At 73.1% G+C, this 20947-nt stretch carries 16 protein-coding genes and 1 pseudogene; 5 read left to right on the top strand and 12 right to left on the bottom strand.

What is annotated here, in order from left to right:
* Positions 1–90: 90 nt before the first annotated feature.
* Positions 91–717, top strand: coding sequence for a YceI family protein (locus L1885_RS04240; RefSeq protein ID WP_235795604.1), 627 nt, complete (start codon positions 91–93; stop codon positions 715–717).
* A gap of 220 nt (positions 718–937) precedes the next feature.
* On the opposite strand, the gene L1885_RS04235 is transcribed toward L1885_RS04240, so the two are convergent.
* Together L1885_RS04235 and L1885_RS04230 are read right to left on the bottom strand one after the other, a co-directional pair.
* Positions 938–2326 carry a hypothetical protein gene (locus L1885_RS04235; RefSeq protein ID WP_235795603.1) on the bottom strand — a complete coding sequence of 463 codons (1389 nt, stop codon included), beginning with the start codon at positions 2324–2326 and terminating at the stop codon, positions 938–940.
* Between the two features lie 149 nt (positions 2327–2475).
* A complete protein-coding gene (locus L1885_RS04230; protein ID WP_235795602.1) occupies positions 2476–3450 on the bottom strand; it encodes a LacI family DNA-binding transcriptional regulator in 975 nt (324 codons plus the stop codon).
* Positions 3451–3752: 302 nt separating this feature from the next.
* Between L1885_RS04230 and L1885_RS04225 the strand changes: the two genes are divergently transcribed.
* On the top strand, positions 3753–5630 hold the full coding sequence (locus tag L1885_RS04225; RefSeq protein ID WP_235795601.1) for a ricin-type beta-trefoil lectin domain protein: 1878 nt from the start codon (positions 3753–3755) through the stop codon (positions 5628–5630).
* A 170-nt stretch (positions 5631–5800) separates the two neighbouring features.
* On the opposite strand, the gene cimA is transcribed toward L1885_RS04225, so the two are convergent.
* The 5 genes from cimA to ureA all read right to left on the bottom strand — a co-directional run bounded on the left by cimA (position 5801) and on the right by ureA (position 11843).
* A complete protein-coding gene (gene cimA, locus L1885_RS04220) occupies positions 5801–7411 on the bottom strand; it encodes a citramalate synthase (protein WP_235795600.1) in 1611 nt (536 codons plus the stop codon).
* Between the two features lie 218 nt (positions 7412–7629).
* Positions 7630–8241 carry a TetR/AcrR family transcriptional regulator gene (locus L1885_RS04215; protein WP_235795599.1) on the bottom strand — a complete coding sequence of 204 codons (612 nt, stop codon included), beginning with the start codon at positions 8239–8241 and terminating at the stop codon, positions 7630–7632.
* 37 nt (positions 8242–8278) lie between these two features.
* Positions 8279–9280 (bottom strand): agmatine deiminase family protein, encoded by a 1002-nt coding sequence (locus L1885_RS04210; RefSeq protein WP_235795611.1) that lies wholly within the window; start codon positions 9278–9280, stop codon positions 8279–8281.
* Positions 9281–9420: 140 nt separating this feature from the next.
* Complete coding sequence (locus L1885_RS04205) at positions 9421–11121, bottom strand: urease subunit alpha (RefSeq protein WP_235795598.1); 1701 nt, start codon at positions 11119–11121, stop codon at positions 9421–9423.
* Positions 11121–11843, bottom strand: a complete 723-nt coding sequence (gene ureA / locus L1885_RS04200) for an urease subunit gamma (RefSeq protein ID WP_235795597.1) — start codon at positions 11841–11843, stop codon at positions 11121–11123. The genes L1885_RS04205 and ureA overlap by 1 nt, the downstream gene beginning before the upstream one ends.
* Positions 11844–12028: 185 nt before the next feature.
* On the opposite strand from ureA, the gene L1885_RS04195 reads away from it, so the two are divergent.
* The gene (locus tag L1885_RS04195; RefSeq protein ID WP_235795596.1) at positions 12029–13438 is read left to right on the top strand and encodes a cytosine permease; all 1410 of its coding nucleotides are present in this window, start codon (positions 12029–12031) and stop codon (positions 13436–13438) included.
* 77 nt (positions 13439–13515) lie between these two features.
* On the opposite strand, the gene L1885_RS04190 is transcribed toward L1885_RS04195, so the two are convergent.
* The 3 genes from L1885_RS04190 to L1885_RS28820 form a co-directional block, all read right to left on the bottom strand.
* The gene (locus L1885_RS04190; protein ID WP_235795595.1) at positions 13516–14595 is read right to left on the bottom strand and encodes a branched-chain amino acid aminotransferase; all 1080 of its coding nucleotides are present in this window, start codon (positions 14593–14595) and stop codon (positions 13516–13518) included.
* Between the two features lie 241 nt (positions 14596–14836).
* Entirely contained in the window at positions 14837–15877 is a 1041-nt protein-coding gene (locus L1885_RS04185; protein WP_235795594.1) for a 3-isopropylmalate dehydrogenase, read from the bottom strand.
* Positions 15878–15953: 76 nt separating this feature from the next.
* Positions 15954–16088: a hypothetical protein gene (locus L1885_RS28820; protein ID WP_268983585.1), complete on the bottom strand. Its 135-nt coding sequence runs from the start codon at positions 16086–16088 to the stop codon at positions 15954–15956.
* Positions 16089–16459: 371 nt separating this feature from the next.
* Between L1885_RS28820 and L1885_RS04180 the strand changes: the two genes are divergently transcribed.
* The gene (locus L1885_RS04180) at positions 16460–17338 is read left to right on the top strand and encodes a DUF1206 domain-containing protein (protein ID WP_235795593.1); all 879 of its coding nucleotides are present in this window, start codon (positions 16460–16462) and stop codon (positions 17336–17338) included.
* Between the two features lie 202 nt (positions 17339–17540).
* On the opposite strand, the gene pruA is transcribed toward L1885_RS04180, so the two are convergent.
* Together pruA and L1885_RS04170 are read right to left on the bottom strand one after the other, a co-directional pair.
* Entirely contained in the window at positions 17541–19172 is a 1632-nt protein-coding gene (pruA, locus tag L1885_RS04175; RefSeq protein WP_235795610.1) for an L-glutamate gamma-semialdehyde dehydrogenase, read from the bottom strand.
* Between the two features lie 83 nt (positions 19173–19255).
* Positions 19256–20182, bottom strand: a complete 927-nt coding sequence (locus tag L1885_RS04170) for a proline dehydrogenase family protein (RefSeq protein ID WP_235795592.1) — start codon at positions 20180–20182, stop codon at positions 19256–19258.
* Positions 20183–20332: 150 nt separating this feature from the next.
* On the opposite strand from L1885_RS04170, the pseudogene L1885_RS04165 reads away from it, so the two are divergent.
* Positions 20333–20947, top strand: a pseudogene (locus L1885_RS04165) (PucR family transcriptional regulator); the annotation flags it as partial.

Genomic DNA, 20947 nt, shown 5'->3' with positions numbered 1-20947 from the left:
GCACGCCCTACAGTGTGCGTCAGCGGTTCGTTGAATGTTGGAACACATTCGACGGGCGCGCAACCGTCCCCCCTCCTGAAGGAGCACGCCATGGCCCTCTTCGGCCGCAAGACCAGCACCGAGACCGCAGCCGCCACCGTTCCCGCCCAGAGCACGGTCGACCCCGCCCTGGCGGCCCTGAGCGGCGAGTACGTCATCGACCCGGCGCACACCGAGATCGGCTTCACGGTCCGCCACGCCATGGTCACCAACGTGCGCGGCAAGTTCGGCGAGCACGAGGGCACCCTCGTGATCGACGGCGCGAACCCGGCCAACTCCACGGCCCTCATCGAGGTCGCCATGGGCTCCGTCGACACCGGCGCCCCGGACCGCGACGGCCACCTGCGCACCGGCGACTTCTTCGACGTCGAGACGTTCCCGAAGATGACGTTCCGCTCCACCCACGCGGAGGAGGTGGGCGGCGACACCTACCGCATCACCGGCGACCTCACCATCAAGGACGTCACGAAGCCGCTCACGATCGACCTGGAGTTCAACGGCGCGGCCACCGACCCGTTCGGCAACCAGCGCATCGGCTTCGAGGGCACCGCCGAGCTGCTGCGCTCCGACTGGGGCCTCACCTACAACGCGGCCCTGGAGACCGGCGGCGTGCTCGTCGGCGACAAGGTCAAGCTCGTCTTCGACATCTCCGCCATCAAGCAGGTCGCGGCCGCCTGACCCGGGCGGGTGACACGGGAGCGGGGGCGGCGGCCGCGCGCCGCCGCCGGGGAGGGCGTGCGCCCCTCGGGACGCGCGCCCTCCCCGTCCCCGCACCGCCCGGGCCGGCCCGCGGCCGGCGCCGCGTCTCCACCCGGCACCACCGGGCCCCGCCGCACGTCCATCCGGCACCCCCGCACCCGCCCGCGCGCCCGGCCCAGGCCGTGCGCGCCCCGGCGGCTCAGAGGCCGAAGCCGCCGTCGCCCCCGCCGAAGCCGCCACCGCCACCGCCGCCGTCCCCGAAGCCGCCGCCGCCGTCGCCGAACCCGCCGCCTCCGAAGTCGCCGGGGTCGAAGTCCGAGCCCGAGACGTCGCCGCCCACGTCGCCGGCCCCACCCGGGTCCGCCGCGTACGCGGGACCCGTCAGGGCCGAGCCCAGGAGCGTGCCGAACAGCAGGCCCGGCAGCAGGCCGCCGCCGAAGTAGCCGCCGGCCCACGGCCCGTACACCGGCCCCGCCTCCCAGTACGGCCGCCGGCCGTAGACCGTGTCGACGGTCCGCGCCTGCGGGTCCTCCCCGTCCTCGATCCGGGCCGCGTCCGCCGCGCAGACCGGCACCGCACGGGGCACCCCGCCGCTGGGCGTCCACTCCTCGTCCCGTACGGACGGGCCGTGGCGCGGGTCGAAGAAGCACGGCGGACGGCGCTGCGGCAGGGCCTCGCCCTTCCTGCGCGCCTCCAGGGACGCGAGCGCGAAGCGGCCGTCCTCCAGCGCGGACGTCACGGCGCGCACGTCCTCGGGGTGGCGCGCCGCGGCCATCCGCCGCTTCGCCGTCTCGTACGCGTCGAGGCCGCGCTCGTAGTCGCCGCGCATGGCGTCGTCCGCGCCCTCCTCACCGGGCCGGAAGTCGAGCCGGTCGAGCTCCTCGCCGAAGGCGGTGATGTCCTCGTCGACGACGACCCGCAGGCTCTCCAGGGCCTCCCGCTCCTGGGTCGCGCGCCGGTTGCGGTTGCGGCGCGAGACCACGTAGACGCCCGCCGTGCCCGCGACGACCACCGCGCCGAGGACGGCGAGGGCCGTGCCCGAGCCCGGTCCGCCCGCCGAGTTCCCGTGCCAGGAGGCCGGGGCGTGGCCGCGCAGCTGCGGGAGCGCCTGGTCGACGAAGTTGTTGAGCTGCGTGTTCGCGGAGACGGGACCGCCCGACTTGGCGGCCGCGGTCAGATTGGACACGGCCTGCCGGGACAGGACGGAGGAGTCAGCCCCCGCGTTGAAGCCGGAGCCGAGACGAATCGCGTACAGGCCGGTGATCCCGGTGTCGGTGCGTACCGTGCGCAGGACGCTGTCCGGCGGGAAGTCGGAGTTGTTCGGCAGCACGGCGACGAACAGCGGCTTGTCCGCGTCCTTTATCTTCGAGGCGATCGCGTTGGCCTGGGAGCCCGACAGCTGGTCCGAGGCCCGGGGGTCCACGTAGACCGGGCCCCCCTTGAGCGCCGAGGCCACGGTCGAGGGCCCCGTGGCGGCCCGCGCGGCGCCCGGCGGGTCCGCGGCTCCGGCGGCGGGCCCCACGACGAAGGCCGCGGCGGAACCGGCGAGCAGGACCCCGGCGACGGTGGTGGAACGCCTGTGCACCATATGTCCACTTTACGGCTTTGCCACGCTTGTACGATTTCGAGGTGCCCGGGCGGAGCCGGGGACAGCCCGCGGCCGGTGGCCGGCGGTCAGGGGCGCGGCCGTCGGCGGTCGGAAGCGCGGTCGGCGGCGGGGCCGGGTGCGCGCTTCGCTCACGGCGCGGAGCGCCGCACCACGAGTTCCGTCGGGAGGACCACCGGCTCGTCCGGCGCCGGGGTGCCGCCGAGGTGGCCGAGGAGCAGCCGGGCCGCGGTCTCGCCGAGCAGCCGCGCCGGCTGGCGGACGGTGGTGAGCGGCGGTTCCGTGTGGCGGGCCATCGGCAGGTCGTCGAACCCGATCACGGCGATGTCCTCGGGCACGGAGCGGCCGGCGGCGCGCAGGGCGCGCAGCGCGCCCGCGGCACTGAGGTCGTTGTGCGCGAAGACCGAGTCGAACCGGGTGCCCGCGGCCAGGTGGCGCTCCACGGCCACGCGTCCGGACCGCTCGCTGAAGTCGCCCGGTTCGACGTGGTGTTCGGGCAGGACCTCGGCGAAGCCGCGCAGCCGGTCGCGTACGCACGGGAAGTGCTCCGGGCCGGTCACGACGAGCGGCCGGGTGCGGCCGCTCTCCTGCAGGTGGCGGGCGGCCGAGGCGGCGCCCGCGTGGTTGGTGGTCACCACCGAGGGGAAGGCGGGGTGCCGGCCCCGGTCGTCGATCAGGACGACGGGCAGTCCCCCGCGGTGCATGGCGGCGATGGTGTCGAGCGTGTTCTCGGGTTCGACGACGAGGAGCCCGTCGAACGCGCGGGCCGAGACCTGCTCGGCGAAGCGCTCCACGGACTCCGTGCCCCGGTTGCAGGTGTAGAGGAGCAGGCCGTAGCCGGCCGCCTCCACGGTGTCCACGACGCCCTGGAGCACCTCGGCGATCCAGGACCAGGTGAGCGAGGGAACGAGCATGCCGACGGTGCGGCTGCTGCCCCGGGCGAGGCCGACGGCGCCGGAACTCGGCACGTAGCCGAGCCTGCCGATGACGTCGCGCACGCGGGCGGCCGTCGCTCCGTCGACTTCACTTCTGGTATTGATGACGCGCGAAACCGTCGTCTTGCTGACGCCCGCCTCGCGTGCGACGTCCCCGATCGTCACACGCATGCTGACCTCTGCTTTCGCGCAGCCCGAGAGAAATGCTGCCGGTACCGCAACCGGTTCCGGAACCGGTACCGGCGCCGAGAGGTGAGTCAACCGCTCCCCCGACGTGCCGTCAACACTTCACGCGGACATTGGTCCGCACCTTTGTTACACGGGAGTTGGGCCGCAGGTCAGGCCCGGAGCGGGGCCGTGTCGTCTTCAGGTCCTGAAAACGCGACCTCTTGACGGATCTCCGGGGGCGCAGTTCACTCGCGCCGCACCCTGAATCGCTCCCCCACCTCAGTGTCGAGAAGGGCAGCCCCACCATGCAGCTCACCACCCGCCAAGCGGCCGGCCGCGGCCGCCGCCTCGCGAGCGTCGCGCTCGCCGGCGCGCTGGCCACGGCCGGCCTCACGGGCCTCGCGGCGGTACCCGCGCAGGCCGCGAACGAGCAGGTCAACATCACCCTCACCAGCACCGACGACGCCGGCGGGCGCCATGTCACCCGGGGCCTGCAGGCGCAGACCCCCGTCACCTTCCAGTCCGGCACGGGCGGCTCGGGCACCGCCGTGACGGTCGACGAGAACACCAAGTACCAGAAGTTCACCGGAGCCGGCGCGTCGTTCACCGACACCGCCGCGTACCTGATGAACAGCAGCGGCGCCCTGTCGCAGTCGGCCCGCACCGACGTGATGAACAAGCTGTTCTCCCCGAGCAGCGGCATCGGCGTGAGCTTCCTGCGCAACCCCATGGGCGCCTCGGACCTGGCGCGCAACAGCTACACGTACGACGACGGCGCCGTCGACCCGAGCCTGTCGCGGTTCTCGCTCGCGCACGACCAGGCCGACGTCATCCCGCTGACGAAGCAGGCCAAGCAGCTCAACCCGGCGCTGACGGTGATGGCCTCGCCGTGGACCGCGCCGCCGTGGATGAAGGACAACAACAACTACGTCGGGGGCTGGCTGCAGTCCCAGTACTACGGCGCCTACGCCCAGTACTTCGTCAAGTACATCCAGGGCTTCCAGGCGGCCGGCATACCGATCGACTACGTCTCCGAGCAGAACGAGCCGACGGTCGGCGCCAACTACCCCGGGATGAACTGGAACGGCTCCGGACTCGCGTTCTTCGCCAAGAACAACCTGCTGCCGGCGCTGCAGAACGCGGGCCTGAAGACCAAGGTCCTGGCGCTGGACTGGAACCCGGACTCCTACCAGTCGTTCGCCGCGCCCAGCCTCGACGACGCCGCGATCCGCAACCACCCGAACTTCGGCGGCATCGCCTACCACGGCTACACGGGGCACATCGACGTCCAGTCGACCGTGCACACCCAGTACCCGAACGTGCCCGCCTTCGACACCGAGCACTCGGGCGGCACCTGGATCGGCGACCAGCAGAACGAGGACATGAACAACCTCGTCGACTACTTCCGCAACTGGGGGCAGTCCTGGGTCAAGTGGTCGCTCGCCGTGGACGAGCACATGGGTCCGCACAACGGCGGCTGCGACACCTGCACCGGCCTCGTCACCGTGCACAACGACGGCAGCGGCAAGGTCGACTACACCATCGAGTACTACACGATGGGCCAGGTCACCAAGTTCGTGAAGCCGGGCGCGACCCGGATCGCCTCGACGGCGTCCAGCTCGCTGCCGAACGTCGCCTTCCAGAACCCGGACGGCTCCAAGGCGCTGATCGCGTACAACGGTTCCGGCTCGGCGCAGCAGGTGCGGGTCAACTGGGGCGGCCAGAGCTTCGGTTACTCCGTCCCGGCGCACACGTCCGCGACCTTCACCTGGTCGGGCACGCAGGCCGGCGGGCCGACGGCGAAGACGGGCACGTTCAAGGGCCTCGCGGGCAAGTGCCTGGACGTCGCCGGCGCCAACAGCGCCAACGGCACGGCCGTGGACCTCTACGACTGCAACGGCACCGGTGCCCAGCAGTGGTCGGTCGGCTCGGACGGCACCGTCAAGGCGCTCGGCAAGTGCCTCGACGTCAACGCGGCGTCGACGTCCGACGGGGCAAAGGTGCAGCTCTACGACTGCAACGGCACGGGCGCCCAGCAGTGGCGCATCGAGTCGTCGGGCGACGTGGTCAACACCGCGGCCAACAAGTGCCTCGACGTGACCGGGCAGTCCTCGGCGAACAGCACGCCGGTGCAGCTGTGGACGTGCACCGGGACGTCCAACCAGAAGTGGACCTTCCAGTAGTCCCGCGGTCCACCGGCACAGCGCCCGACGCCCGGGCGCGTCCGACCCCGCGGGCCGGGCCCCGACGGGTGGGGCCGGGCCCGCGGGCGCCCCGCGGGCCGCGGATCACGGCCGCGGCCGGCGGGGCGCCGTGCGGGGCCCGGGGTGTGCGCACCCCGGGCCCCGCACGGCTACTCCTGGGCCGGCTCCACCCCGGCCCGCAGCAGCCCGTAGGTGTACGCGTCGCTCAGCGCGTGCCAGGACGCGGCGATGACGTTCTCGCCGACGCCCACGGTGGACCACTCGGTGCTGCCGTCCGAGGTCGTGATCAGCACGCGGGTGGTGGACTCGGTGCCCTGCTTGCCCTCCAGGATGCGGACCTTGTAGTCCACGAGCTGGAAGGACGCGAGCTGCGGGTAGATGCGTTCCAGGCCCGCCCGCATCGCGAGGTCCAGCGCGTTCACCGGGCCGTTGCCCTCGCCCGTGGCGACGATGCGCTCGCCCTTGGCCCACAGCTTCACGGTGGCCTCGTTGGCGTGGCTGCCGTCGGGCCGGTCCTCGACGATGGCGCGCCACGACTCGGTGCGGAAGTACGCGAGCGGCCGCCCCTCGGCCTCCGCGCGCAGCATCAGCTCGAAGGAGGCGTCCGCCGCCTCGTACGTGTAACCCCGCAGTTCCCGCTCCTTGACGCGGGCGACGACCCGGCCGACGAGGTCGCGGTCCCCGCTGAGGTCGAAGCCGAGCTCGCGGCCCTTGAGCTCGACCGAGGCGCGGCCCGCCATGTCGGAGACCAGCATGCGCATGGTGTTGCCGACGACCTCGGGGTCGATGTGCTGGTACAGGTCGGGGTCGACCTTGATCGCGGAGGCGTGCAGGCCGCCCTTGTGGGCGAAGGCGGAGACGCCGACATAGGGCTGGTGCGTGGACGGCGCGAGGTTCACGACCTCCGCGATCGCGTGCGAGATCCGCGTCATCTCCGCGAGGGCGCCCGCCGGCAGGACCCGGCGGTCGTACTTGAGCTCCAGGGCGGCGGCCACCGGGAAGAGGTTGCAGTTGCCGACCCGCTCGCCGTAGCCGTTCGCGGTGCACTGGACGTGCGTGGCACCCGCCTCGACGGCCGCGAAGGTGTTGGCCACCGCGCAGCCGGAGTCGTCCTGGGCGTGGATCCCGAGCCGGGCGCCGGTCGCCGCGAGCACCTCCGCCACGGTCGCGTGCACCCCCGAGGGCAGCATCCCGCCGTTGGTGTCGCACAGCACGACCACGTCGGCCCCCGCCTCGGACGCCGTGCGCACCACGGAGAGGGCGTACTGCGGGTTCGCCCGGTAGCCGTCGAAGAAGTGCTCGCAGTCCACGAAGACCCGCCGGCCCTGCTCGCGCAGGTAGGAGACGGTGTCGCGGATCATCTCCAGGTTCTCCTCCAGCGTGGTGCGCAGCGCCAGCTCCACGTGCCGGTCGTGGGACTTCGCCACCAGCGTCACCACCGGCGCCCCCGACTCCACCAGCCCTCTGACCTGGGCATCGGTGGACGCCTGGCCGCCGGCCCTGCGGGTGGAGCCGAACGCGACGAGCTGGGCGTGCCGGAAGTCGATCTCCTCGCGCGCCCGGGCGAAGAACTCCGTGTCGCGCGGGTTCGCGCCCGGCCACCCGCCCTCGATGAACCCCACGCCGAACTCGTCCAGGTACCGGGCGATGGCCAGCTTGTCCGCCACCGTGAGGTTGATGCCCTCGCGCTGGGCGCCGTCGCGCAGCGTCGTGTCGAAGACGTGGAACGTGTCGTCGGGGGCCGTGGAAGGGGTGGTCATGGAGTTGCTCCTGTCGGGATGGCGCGGAGGCCGCCTGGAAAACGAAAAGACCCCTCGCGGATGCGAGAGGTCTGCGCGCGGGTCGTGGCACGGATGCCGCCGCGTACGTCAGGTGTACGGGACGGTCAACGTGGACCGGCGCGCCTGCTGCCGATAATCATGGCGAACGAGAGCACGTTCCGATTCTGGCACGGGTTCGCACTCCCGGACGGTGTGTCTCACGATGCGGGCGCGCTCAGGGTCTCCGCCAGGAATTCCCGCACGTGGGCGAGGGCCTCCTCGCGCCCGGTGCCCGGCAGGCCGACGACCACGTGGATGCTCAGGCCGTCCAGCATGGCCCGCAGGCGGGTCGCGTACCGGTCCGGGTCGACGCCCCGGAACTCGCCCCGCGAGATGCCCTCGGCCAGCAGCGCCACCAGGTCCCGGTGCCAGGCGCCCTCGACGGCGGCCTGGCGGTCGCGGGCGTCCTCCGGCGCGTCCTGCGAGCTGCTCCACACCTCGAGCCACAGCGTCCAGTGCGGGTCGCGGTGGCCGTCGGGCAGGTACAGGCGGACGTAGCCGTCGAGCCGCTCGGCGGCGCCGCCCCGCCGGGACAGCAGCGCGCTGCGCTCCGCGCCGAGGCGCCCCTCGCTCCACTCCAGGGTGCGCAGCAGCAGCTCGTCCTTGGTGCGGAAGTAGTACAGGAGGTGGCCGCTGCTCATGCCGACCTCGCGGCCGAGCCCCGCCATGGTCAGCGCGTCGAGGCCGTGCTCGGCGATGGTGGCCATGGCGGCGGCGAGCACGTCCTCGCGCGGCGGGGCGGTCTGGCGGCGGCGCGGGGACACGGTCATGCCTACGTTGTACCGGATGTGCCGCGGTGGTCCCGTCTCAGGTGGCGGGTTGCTGCTGGGTGATGCAGTGGATGCCGCCGCCCGCGGCGAAGATCGTCCGGGCGTCGACCTGGACGACCTCGCGCCCGGGGAACAGGTCGGCGAACAGCGCCGCGGCCCCGGCGTCGCGCGGGTCGTCGAAGCCGCACAGCACGACTCCCCCGTTGCAGAGGTAGTGGTTGATGTACGAGTGGTCGACCCACTCGCCGTCCTGGCGCAGCACGGTGGGCGCGGGCACCTCGATCACCTCCAGGGGCCGGCCGCGCGCGTCGGTGGCGGCCCGGAGCAGCGCGACGTTGCGCGCGCACGGCTCGTGGTCGGGGTGGGCCGGGTCGGGCTGGGTGTGGGCGAGGACGACGCCGGGTGCGGCGAAGGCGGCGACGATGTCGACGTGCCCGCGGGTGCCGTAGCGGCCGTAGTCGGCGCTGAGTCCGCGCGGCAGCCAGATCGCCTTCGTGGTGCCGAGCCGCGCGTGGACCTCGGCTTCGACTTGCTCGCGGGTCCAGCCGGGGTTGCGCTCGGGGCCGAGCTGCACCGTCTCCGTGAGCAGGACCGTGCCCTCGCCGTCGACGTGCACCCCGCCGCCCTCGTTGACGAGCGCGGAGGGATGGACCTCCGCCCCGGCGAGGTCACCGACGCCCGCCGCGATCTTCGCGTCGTGCTCCCAGCGCGCCCACTCCTGTGCGCCCCAGCCGTTGAACGTCCAGTCGACGGCGGCGAGCCGGGGCCCGTCGGTGACGAAGGTCGGGCCGATGTCGCGCATCCAGGCGTCGTCCAGCTCGCGTTCGACGAGGTCGACGTCCGGCCCGAGCAGGGCGCGGGCGCGCGCCGCGCGGCCGGTGGGGACGACCATCGTGACGGGTTCGAAGCGCAGGACGGCGCGGGCCACCTCGGCCCAGGCGCGCTCGGCGGCGGCCAGCGCGTCCGGGGTGGCGAAGGTGGTGTTGGGGCCGGGCCAGGCCATCCAGGTGCGCTCGTGGGGGGCCCATTCGGGTGGCATGCGGAACACGGCTGTCCTCACAGAAGGCGGGGCGGGTCGGGTCGGTAAGGGAAGGGGGCCGGGACGGGGAGGGGCCGGGTGCCGGCGCGGTCCGGTGGGGGCTCGCCCGCGTCACGGGGAGCGGGCGGGGCCTGCCGGCGTCACAGGAAGTAGAGGCGGTTGAGCGGCACGGAGTCGGCGGGGCCGGACCGCACCTGCTCGCCGTCCAGCGTGACGAGGCCGGTGTCCGGGTCGACCCTGACGTCGCCGGTACGGGAGTTGTGCACGAGGTCGCGCGGCCCGATGCCGCGCGTGCCGGCCACCGCGACGCGGCGGCGGCGCGTGGGCATGCGGTCGGCGCCCGAGCCGGCCGCCGCCCCGGCGACGAACGCGACCGACAGGTCCGCCGGCGTGGCTCCGTACGCGCCGAACTGCGGGCCGAGGACGAGCGGTTCGCAGTCGTCGGTGGCCGCGTTCGGGTCGCCGGTCACGCCGTAGGCGGGGAAGCCGGACTTGAGGACGAGCTGCGGCTTGGCACCGAAGGAGCCCGGCCGCCACAGCACGATGTCGGCCAGCTTGCCGACCTCCAGGGAGCCGACCTCGTGCGCGAGGCCGTGGGCCAGGGCCGGGTTGATGGTGAGCTTCGCGATGTAGCGCAGGACGCGCGCGTTGTCGTCGGCGCCCGTCGCGCCGCCCCCGTCGCCGTCGCCCGCCAGGGGTCCGCGCTCGGCCTTCATCTTCGCGGCCATCGCGAAGGTGCGCCGCACGGTCTCCCCCGCCCGGCCCATGCCCTGGGCGTCGGAGGAGGTGATGCCGATGGCGCCGAGGTCGTGCAGGACGTCCTCGGCCCCCATCGTCCCGGCCCGGATCCGGTCGCGGGCGAGCGCCGCGTCGCCGGGCAGGTCCGGCTTGAGGCCGTGGACGGAGACGATCATGCCGTAGTGCTCGGCGACTGCGTCCCGGCCGAAGGGCAGGGTGGGGTTGGTGGACGAGCCGATGATGTTCGGGACGCCGGCCATGCGCAGCACGTTCGGCACGTGGCCGCCCCCGCAGCCCTCGATGTGGAAGGCGTGGACGGTCCGGCCCTCCAGCACGCTCACGGTGTCCTCGACGCTCAACGACTCGTTCAGCCCGTCGCTGTGCAGGGCCACCTGGACGTCGTGCTCCTCGGCGACGCGCAGGGCGGTGTCCAGGGCGCGGGCGTGCGCGCCCATGTCCTCGTGCACCTTGAACCCGCTCGCCCCGCCCTCCTCCAGGGCCTCGACCAGCGGCGCCGGGTCGGAGGACGAACCCCGGGCGAGGAAGCCGATGTTGACGGGCCAGGCGTCGAAGGCGCCGAACGCGTGCCGCAGCGCCCAGGGCGAGTTGACGCCCACGCCCCACACCGGCCCGAACTCCTGGCCGATGATCGTGGTGACGCCGGAGGCGAGGGAGGCCTCCATGACCCGGGGGGACAGCAGGTGCACGTGCGTGTCCACGGCGCCCGCCGTGGCGATGAGCCCCTCGCCGGAGACGATCGTGGTGCCGGTGCCGACGACGACGTCCACCCCGTCGAGGGTGTCGGGGTTGCCGGCGCGGCCGATGGCCGATATCCGGCCCTCCCGCACGCCGATCGACACCTTGCGGATGCCGGCGACCGCGTCGATGACGAGGACGTTGCTGATGACGACGTCGCAGGTCTCGCGGACGGCAGCGGCCTTGAGGTGCAGGCCGTCGCGGGCGGTCTTGCCGAACCCCGCGAGGAACTCGTCCCCGGGCCGCTGCGCGTCGGACTCGACGCGGACGACGAGGCCGCTGTCGCCGAGCCGGACACGATCGCCGGCGCGGGGGCCGTGCACCGCCGCGTACTCGTGTGCGTCCATCACTCGCCGCCTTCCGTCTCGTTGTCGCGCTCCGGAGCCCCGGCCGCCCCGAGGTAGCCGCAGGCCGCGGCGCGCCGCAGCGCCTCCTCGCGGGCACCGGGCGCGTCCAGCGGGCCGTCGACGAGGCCCGCGAAGCCGATGGCGACGCGGTCGCCGCCGATCGGCACGAGGCCCACCTCCGCCTCGGCGCCCGGCGCGAAGCGCACCGACGAGCCGGCGGGCACGGCGAGCCGCATGCCGTAGGCGGCAGAGCGGTCGAAGTCCAGCCGGGGGTTGGCCTCGAAGAAGTGGAAGTGCGAGGTCACGCTGACGGGGACGGCCGCGGTGTTGCGCACGCCGAGCGTGCGTGCGGCCGGACGCTCGGTGTGGGCCGGGCCCGGCAGCAGCGCGCCCGGTGCCTCGTCCGCCGGCGCGGCCGGCTCGCCCAGCGGGTCGCGGACGACGGCGAGGCGGGAGCCGTCGTCGAAGACGGCCTCCACGTGGATCTCCGCCACGAGGGCGGCGACGCCGGGCAGGACGTCGTCGGGGCCGAGCACGGCGCGCCCGGCCTCGATCGCCTCGGTGAGCCGGCGCCCGTCGCGGGCGGCCTCGCAGACGGTGTCCGCGATCAGTGCGGTGGCCTCGGGGACGTTGAGGCGAAGGCCCCGCGCGCGGCGGGCCCTCGCGAGCCCGGCCGCGGTGAAGAGCAGCAGCCGGTCGCGTTCCGTCGGGGTGAGTCGCATGGATGCGCACCTCCCTTTCGAGCAGCACTCTAACCAAGAAAATCAACAACGTCATGTGTCGAAAACATTGACGGGTCGACCTGCCTGCGCCAGATTGAGCACCACTCAAATCGAGCGACACACGATGCACGCACACAACCGGATGCCGCACCAACGCCGCACACGCAGTGCCAGGGAGAGCGCCCATGCCGACGGAACAGCGCGGAGTCGACACCATCCCGGAAGCCGAACGCACCAGCGGGCCACGCGACCTCATCAGCATCCTGCTGGGGTCGAACCTGTGCCTCGGCGTGATCATCTTCGGCTGGCTGCCGGTCTCCTACGGGCTCGGAATGGCGGCCGCGATCTCGTCCGTGGTGGCCGGCACCGTCGCCGGGGTCGTGGTCACCGCGCCGCTGGCCCTGGTCTCGCTGCGCACGGCGACCAACCTGTCCACCTCCAGCGGCGCGGCCTTCGGGGTGCGCGGCCGCCTGGTCGGTTCCGTGGTGGGGCTGCTGCTCTCGCTCGGCTACACCGCGCTGACCCTGTGGATCGGCGGCGACGTGACGGTCTCGACGCTGGCGCGGCTGACGGGCCTCGCGACCGGCGGCGCCGTCCACACGCTGGTCTACGCGGTGCTCGCGGGGCTCACCGTGATCGGCGCGGTCTACGGCTACCAGCTCCTGCTGAAGATGAGCAAGGCGCTCGCGGTGGTGATGACCGCGCTGCTGGTGGTGGGCCTGTTCGCGTACGCCCCGCACCTCACGACGCACGCTCCCGCGCACACCCCCTACCTGCTGGGCTCCTTCTGGCCGACCTGGCTGCTGTCCGCCGTGACGGCGGGGCTGAGCGGACCGGTCGCCTTCATCACGCTGCTCGGCGACTACACGCGCTACGTCTCGCCGCGCCGCCACTCGCGGCGCTCGGTGTACCTGGCGACCTGCGCCGGCCTGTTCCTGGGGCTGCTGGTGCCGCAGCTGTTCGGCACGTACACGGCCTACGCGGCGCACGCGGCACTCGACTACGCCGGGCCGCTGGTCGACGCCTCACCCGGCTGGTACCTCGCGCCCCTGCTGGTCGTGGCGCTCGCCGGCTCCGTCGGCAACTCCGGCCTGATGCTCTACTCGATGGGCCTCGACCTCGACGCGATCCTGCCGCGCGCGACCCGGGTGCGGGCCACCCTGGTGGTGGCCGTCGTCGCCACCCTCTTCGTCTTCGTCGGGCACTTCGCCTGGGACGCGCAGAACGCGATGACCACGTTCGTCCTGCTGCTCACCGCGATCGGGATGCCCTGGGCGGTGATCACGCTGATCGCGCACCGCAGGACGCGCGGCCACTACGACCCGGACGCGCTCCAGGTCTTCAACCGGCGCAGCCGCGGCGGTGTCTACTGGTACCGGGCCGGCTGGAACACCCGGGCCACCCTCTCGTGGGCCGTGGGCGCCGCGGTCGGCATGTGCGCGGTGTCCACCCCCTACGAGGGGCCGCTGCTGCACCTGACCGGCGGCATCGACTGCTCGTTCGTGCTGTCGGGGCTCGTCGGCGGCGCGGCGTACCTGGCTCTGACCCGTACGGCACCGGCGCCGGCGGCGGCCCTCGCGGGCGAGTCGGCCTGAGCGGTCGGGGCCCGTCCGCGCGCGAAAGGAGCCGGGGCGCGCGTCCGCGCCCCGGCTCCTTTCGCGTCGCGTACGGCTCAGGCGATCGGGTGCAGCCAGCCGTGGGTGTCCTCGGCGGCGCCCGTCTGGATGTCGAGCAGCTTCTTGCGCAGGCGCATGGTGACCTCGCCCGGTGCCGGGACGGTCCAGTTGCCGGCCTTGGAGTGGACCTGGCCGACCGGGGTGATCACGGCCGCGGTGCCGCAGCCGAACACCTCGGTGAGCGAGCCGTCGGCGGACGCCCTGCGCCAGTCCTCGACGGAGACGCGCTCCTCGGAGACCTCGTAGCCCAGGTCGGCGGCGATGGTCAGCAGCGAGTCGCGGACGATGCCGGCCAGCAGGGAGCCCGAGAACGAGGGGGTCACGACCCGGTCCCCGTAGACGAAGAAGAGGTTGTTCGTCCCCATCTCCTCGATCCACTTGCGCTCGACGCCGTCGAGCCACACCACCTGGTCGCAGCCGTGCGCGGTGGCCTCCGCCTGGGCGAGCAGCGACGACGCGTAGTTGCCGCCCGCCTTGGCCTCGCCGGTGCCGCCGGGGGCCGCGCGGACGTAGTCGTCGGAGATCCACACCGAGACCGGCTTCACGCCGCCCTTGAAGTACGCGCCCGCCGGGGACGCGATCACGATGAAGAGGAACTCGTTCGCGGGGTGCACGCCCACGCCGACCTCGGTCGCGAACATGAAGGGCCGCAGGTAGAGGCTCTCCTCGCCGCTCTCGGGCACCCAGGCCGCGTCCTGGCGCACCAGGATGTCGCAGGCCTCGATGAACAGCTCCTCGGGCAGCTCGGGCATCGCCATGCGGCGTGCCGAGCGCTGGAAGCGGCGGGCGTTCGCCTCGGGACGGAACGTGGCGATGGAGCCGTCCGCCCCGCGGTAGGCCTTGAGGCCCTCGAAGATCGTCTGCGCGTAGTGCAGCGTCATGTTGGCCGGGTCGATGGACAGCGGCGCGTAGGGCACCAGCTGGGCGTCGTGCCAGCCGCGGCCCTCCGTCCAGCTGATCGTGACCATGTGGTCGGTGAAGTGCCGGCCGAAGCCGGGGTTGGCCAGAATGCGCTCGCGGTCGGCGGCGGGAACCAGGTTCGACGAGGGCTTGAGCTCGATCGTGGGCGTGGTCATGAGTAATCGTCCTTCACCGGTTGTGTGTGTCGGACCGCGTCACATCCCTGGCTGCCTCCTAGGACGTCCGAGTATCCCGGTGAACAGCGGTCGCAGACCGATTATCCCGCGTACGCGGCGCCGGTCGAGGGCGGGAGGGGAGTGAGTACGGCCACTGAGGGGGTGATACGCCCGGTGGCGGCATGCGGCAGCCGCCGAGCGGTGTCCACCCGGCGGCTGTCGTTGAAGAGGGTCCGTCGGGTCAGCCCGCTACGCGTACCGCGAGCGCGTCGCCGATCTCGTCGGTGGTGCGGCGGGCGCCGTCGCGCTCGGCGAGGTCGGCCGAGACGGCCTCCTCGATCCTGGCGGCCTCGGCGTCGAGGCCGAGGTGGCGCAGCAGCAGGGCGACCGACAGGACGGTCGCCGTGGGGTCGGCCTTGCCCTGGCCCGCGATGTCCGGCGCGGAGCCGTGGACCGGCTCGAACATCGACGGGAAGGCGCGGTCGGGGTTGATGTTCGCCGACGCGGCGAGGCCGATGCCGCCGCTGACGGCGGCGGCGAGGTCGGTCAGGATGTCGCCGAAGAGGTTGTCGGTGACGATCACGTCGAACCGCTCCGGCGCGGTGACCAGGAAGATCGTCGCGGCGTCGACGTGCAGGTAGTCCGTGGTGACCTCGGGGTACTCGCGGCCCACGCGGTCGAAGATGTTCTTCCACATGTGGCCGGCGTAGACGAGGACGTTGTTCTTGTGGACCAGCGTCAGCTTCTTGCGCGGGCGGGCCATGGCGCGCTCGTAGGCGTCGCGCACGACGCGCTCGACGCCGTAGGCCGTGTTAAGGCTCACCTCGGTGGCCACCTCGGCCGGGGTCCCCGTGCGCAGCGAGCCGCCGTTGCCCGTGTAGGGGCCCTCGGTGCCCTCGCGCACGACGACGAAGTCGATGGCGGGGCTGCCGGCGAGCGGCGTCTCCGTGTTCGGGAAGAGGCGCGAGGGGCGCAGGTTCACGTAGTGGTCGAACGCGAAGCGCAGCTTGAGCAGCAGCCCGCGCTCCAGGACGCCGGACGGCACCGACGGGTCTCCGATCGCCCCGAGCAGGATGGCGTCGTGGCCCTTGAGGGCCTCGAGCTCCTCGTCGGGCAGGGTCTCCCCGGTGCGGTGCCAGCGGCCCGCGCCGAGGTCGTAGTGCTTGGTCTCCAGCTTCACATCCTGCGGGAGGACCGCCTCGAGGACCTTGAGGCCCTGAGCCACGACTTCCTTGCCGATGCCATCACCGGGGATCACTGCGAGATCGATGCTGCGAGACATGGCCGCAGCCTAACCCTCGTCCCAGAAGATGACATCGGCCGTCCACATGACGGACCGGCGGCGGGCCGGGAAGCGATCAGTGACCGGTGGATCCGCCGTTGTCACGGCGGTCGAGGGCGCGCTGGAGGGCGGCCGCCGCGTTCCTGCGGTCGGACTCGCTCGGACGGGGAGTGTGCCGGACACGGGTGCGACGGACGGTCGTCTCTGCCATGGGGAATCGACTCCTTCTGCCAGCTCGGAGCGCACGCGCGGCGGGGCGCGGTGCGGGCGTGCGGAGGTGTGCCGGATCAGGGGCGGGGGCCGCGCCCGCAGGGGTGACCTGCCTCGGGGGCGTCCACGTCCGCCGTTCGCTCGATGGAGCGGCATCTTCGGCTCTTCCAAGCTAAGCGAGCCCGCCCTCGCTGTCTGCATCATTACTCGGACTTCCTACTATCTGAGACGGGAAGCACCCCCCAGGGGGAAACCGGCGCCCGCCCGGCCGCCTCCGGGACGGCCGGGCCGCGCCGTTTCCGGCACGCGGCCGGGGGCATCCGGAGACCGGGAGCCGGGGCACCGGGAGCCGGGCTACCGGGAGGGGTAGGGATGAACGCGTTGACGGCACGGCTGGAACGGCACGGCGGCGGGCGGGCGTGGCGCTCAGGGCGGCACAACGCCCGGCGCGCCGCCGACAGTTCCGCCATGGAGGTGGCCGCCCGCTGGGGGTTCGCGGCCTGCGGCGTGATCTATCTGCTCATCGGCGCGCTCGCGCTGCGCATCGCCTACGACGGCGGGCACGGCGGGCAGCAGGCCGACCGCGGCGGCGCGCTCGCGGAGCTGGCGGGCAACCCCGTCGGCAAGGTGCTGCTGTGGGCGGTCGGGATCGGACTCGCCGGCATGGCGCTGTGGCGCCTGTCCGAGGCGGTCGTCGGGGCGGCGCAGCACGACGGGCGCAAGGCCAGGGTCCGGCTGATGTCGGCCGGCCGCTGCGTCTTCTACGGCTTCGCCGCGTACTCGGTCCTGGCCTTCGCGCTCGGCGACCGGGGCAGCGGCAGCGGTTCCAGCGACCACCAGTCGCGCGACGCGACCGCGCGGCTGATGGGCATGACGGGCGGCCGCTGGCTCGTCGCCCTCGCGGGGGTGGCCGTCGTCGTCATCGGTGTGTGCATGGGGGTGCTGGCGGCCCGGCGCCGCTTCCACAAGCAGCTGAAGCTCGGCGAGATGTCCCGGCCGGCCCGCAGGTACATCGACGTGACCGGCGTGGCCGGGGGCGTGGCGCGCGGGCTGATCGTGGCGGCCGCCGGCGGCTTCGCGCTGGAGGCGGCCATCACCTTCGACCCGGACCGGGCCAAGGGCTTCGACGACACGCTGCGCTCGTTCGCCGGCGCGCCGGCCGGGGCGTGGCTGCTCGGCGGCGTGGCGCTGGGGCTCGCGCTGTTCGGCCTGTACTGCTTCGGCATGGCGCGCTGGCACCGGGTGTCCTGAACGCGGTCCGCCGGGCCCGACACCGCACGGCGCCCGGTCCCGTACGCGCGGCGGACGCCGTGCGCGTCCCGCCGTCCGGCCGTCCCGCCGTCACGGGGAGCGGCCCCACGTCTCACGAGGAGCGGCCCCGCGTCACGCATCCGCCCCGCGCCGAGGCTGTCGGCGCGGGGCGGGGGCCTGCGTGCGGGCGGCGGCCGAGCCGTCAGCCCATGTGCGGGTACCCGTACTCGGTCGGCGCGACCAGCGCCTCCTTGATGGCGCGGGTCTGCGTCCAGCGCATCAGGTTCTGCGGGGCGCCGGCCTTGTCGTTGGTGCCGGAGGCGCGCGCGCCGCCGAACGGCTGCTGGCCGACGACCGCGCCGGTGGACTTGTCGTTGATGTAGAAGTTGCCCGCCGCGTAGCGCAGCTTCTCCATCGCCGCCGCCGTGGCCGCGCGGTCCGACGAGATGAAGGACCCGGTCAGGGCGTAGTCCGCGACGGACTCCATCTGGTCGAGCATGGCGTCGTAGTCGGCGTCGTCGTAGACGTGCACGGCGAGGATCGGGCCGAAGTACTCGGTGGTGAAGACCTCGTTGGCCGGGTCCGTGCACGCGATGACGGTCGGGCGCACGAAGTAGCCCACCGAGTCGTCGTACGTGCCGCCCGCGACGACCGTGCAGGACGGGTCGGCGGCGGCGCGGTCGATGGCCGCCTTGTTCTTCGCGAAGGCGCGCTCGTCGATGACGGCGCCGATGAAGTTCGTGAAGTCGGTGACGTCACCCATCGGGATGCCGTCGACCTCCGCCGCGAAGTCCTCCTTGAAGCCGTCGTTCCAGATCGACGCGGGGATGTAGGCGCGCGAGGTGGCCGAGCACTTCTGGCCCTGGTACTCGAAGGCACCGCGGGTCAGGGCCGTCTTCAGGACCGCGCGGTCGGCGCTCGGGTGCGCGACGACGAAGTCCTTGCCGCCGGTCTCGCCGACGATGCGCGGGTAGGTGCGGTACTTCTCGATGTTCTCGCCGACCGTCCTCCACAGGTGCTGGAAGGTCTTCGTCGAGCCGGTGAAGTGGATGCCCGCGAGGTCCCGGTGCGTCAGCGCCACGTCGGACACGGCGATGCCGTCGCCCGTCACCAGGTTGATGACGCCCTTGGGCAGGCCGGCCTCCTCCAGCAGCTCCATCAGGAGCACGGCGGCGAACGTCTGCGTCGGGGAGGGCTTCCACACGACGACGTTGCCCATGAGCGCGGGCGCGGTCGGCAGGTTGGCGGCGATCGCCGAGAAGTTGAACGGCGTGATCGCGTAGACGAAGCCCTCCAGCGGGCGGTGGTCCAGGCGGTTCCACACGCCGGGCGAGTTCGCCGGCGGCTGCTCGGCGAGCAGGTCGCGGGCGTAGCTCACGTTGAAGCGCCAGAAGTCGATGAGCTCGCAGGGCGCGTCGATCTCGGCCTGCTGGGCCGTCTTGCCCTGGCCGAGCATCGTCGCGGCGGCGATGGTCTCGCGCCAGGGGCCGGACAGCAGCTCGGCGGCGCGCAGGATGATCGCCGCGCGGTCGTCGAACGACATGGCGCGCCAGGCGGGGGCCGCGGCGAGCGCCGCGTCCACGGCGTCCTGCGCGTCCTCGCGGGTCGCGCCGGCGAACGTGCCCAGCACGGAGGCGTGGCGGTGCGGCTGCACGACGTCGACGCGCTCGCCGCCGCCCATGCGCTTGGCGCCGCCGATGGTCATGGGCAGGTCGCGCGGGTGCTCGGCCAGCTCCTTGAGCTTCTTCTCCAGGCGTGCGCGCTCGGGCGAGCCGGGCGCGTAACCGTGCACCGGCTCGTTCACCGGGGTGGGGACCTTGGTCACGGCGTCCATGTCAGCCGTCACGCTCCAATCTGGTCTGGTCTGGTCGTGGGGTGTCGGGAGGGTGTCGTCCGCAGCGGGTGCGGTCCGGCGCTTCAGCCGCGGCCGGCCAGCGAGCGCAGGAAGAACGCGAGGTTGGCGGGGCGCTCCGCGAGGCGCCGCATGAAGTAGCCGTACCAGTCGGTGCCGTACGCCACGTACACGCGCATGCGGTGGCCCTCGGCGGCGAGCCGGTGCTGCTCGGCGGAGCGGATGCCGTACAGCATCTGGAACTCGTAGTCCGTCAGCTTGCGGCCGGCGCGCAGCGCGAGCTCCTGGGCGATGGCGATCAGCCGCGGGTCGTGCGAGCCGACCATCGGGTAGCCGTCGCCGTCCATGAGGGTGCGCAGGCAGCGCACGTACGCCTTGTCGACCTCGGCCTTGTCCTGGTACGCGACGGACGCGGGCTCCTTGTAGGCGCCCTTCACCAGGCGCACCCGGCTGCCCGCGGCGGCCAGGGCGCGGCAGTCGTCCTCGGTGCGGAAGAGGTACGACTGGACGACGGCGCCCGTGCGGGGGAAGCGCTCGCGCAGCGCCGCGTGGATGGCGAGCGTCGAGTCGATCGTGGTGTGGTCCTCGGCGTCGAGCGTGACCGTGGTGCCGATGGCGTTCGCGGCCTCGACGATCTCGGTGACGTTCTTCAGCGCGATGTCGTGGCCGCCGGCGAGGGCCTGGCCCATGCAGGAGAGCTTGACGGACATCTCGGCGCGCTCGCCGAGCTGCAGCGGGCCGAGGACCTCGATCAGGCGCAGGTACGCGTCGCGCGAGCGGGTCGCCTCGGCCGGGTCGGTGACGTCCTCGCCGAGCACGTCGAGCGTCACTTCGAGGCCCTGGTCGGCCATCCGGCCGACGGTCGGGGCGGTCGCCTCGACGGTCTCGCCCGCGATGAAGCGTTTGACGACCGGCTTGGTCAGGGGCGCGGCCGAGATGGTGCGGCGCAGGGCGTCGCTGCGCGACGCGGCGAGGATCACGGGACCCAGCACGGGGCACCTCCAGGGAAGATCGAGCGGGCCGTGGGACTGAGCGGCCACTGCGCACGCTAGAGATGGCTCCGATCCTCGGCCATCGACACCTGTCACGCATCCGTGGCCGCGATCTCAGACATATGTCTGAAGCGGTGCGAGAATGGCCGGATGAAGGGCGACTACCAGGAGCTGGTCGACGAGATCTCCGCGCTCGTCGGCGTGCCGGCGACGCTGGAGAACCGCGATTTCGGGCTGATCGCCTTCGGCGCCCACGACAGCGACGACGACCTCGTGATGGACCCGGTCCGCACCCGTTCGATCCTCACCCGCAAGTCGTCCCCCGGGGTGCGCGCCTGGTTCGAGGCGTTCGGCATCACCCGGGCGACGGGCCCGGTCCGCATCCCCGCCTCGCCGGACGCCGGCGTCTTCCGGGGGCGTGTCTGCCTGCCGGTACGCCATCGGGGCATGGTGCTCGGCTACGTGTGGCTGCTCGACGACTCCCCGGCGGGCCCGGCCTCCGAGCGGCTCGCGGCGGCCATGGAGGTGGCGGCCCGGATCGGCGACCTGCTCGCCGAGGACGTGAAGGCCGACGCGGACCTCGCGCGCGAGCTGCGTGCCGTGCTCACCGCCGAGCACGGCTGGGAGCGCGACATGGCGCTCGCCTCGCTGCGCACGGCGCTCGGGCCCAGCGCGGACGGGCTGCACGTGGTGGCCGCGGTGGCCCCGTGGCCGGGCGAGGAGCCGCCGGTGCGGGCGGTACCCGGGACGGCCGCCGTGTGCACG

Origin of the sequence: Streptomyces fuscigenes (assembly GCF_021556455.1) — a bacterium.
In the GTDB taxonomy this organism is placed as follows: domain Bacteria; phylum Actinomycetota; class Actinomycetes; order Streptomycetales; family Streptomycetaceae; genus Streptomyces; species Streptomyces fuscigenes.
Note: the sequence above shows the minus strand (reverse complement) of the source record. Positions and strands in the feature narration are given on the sequence as shown.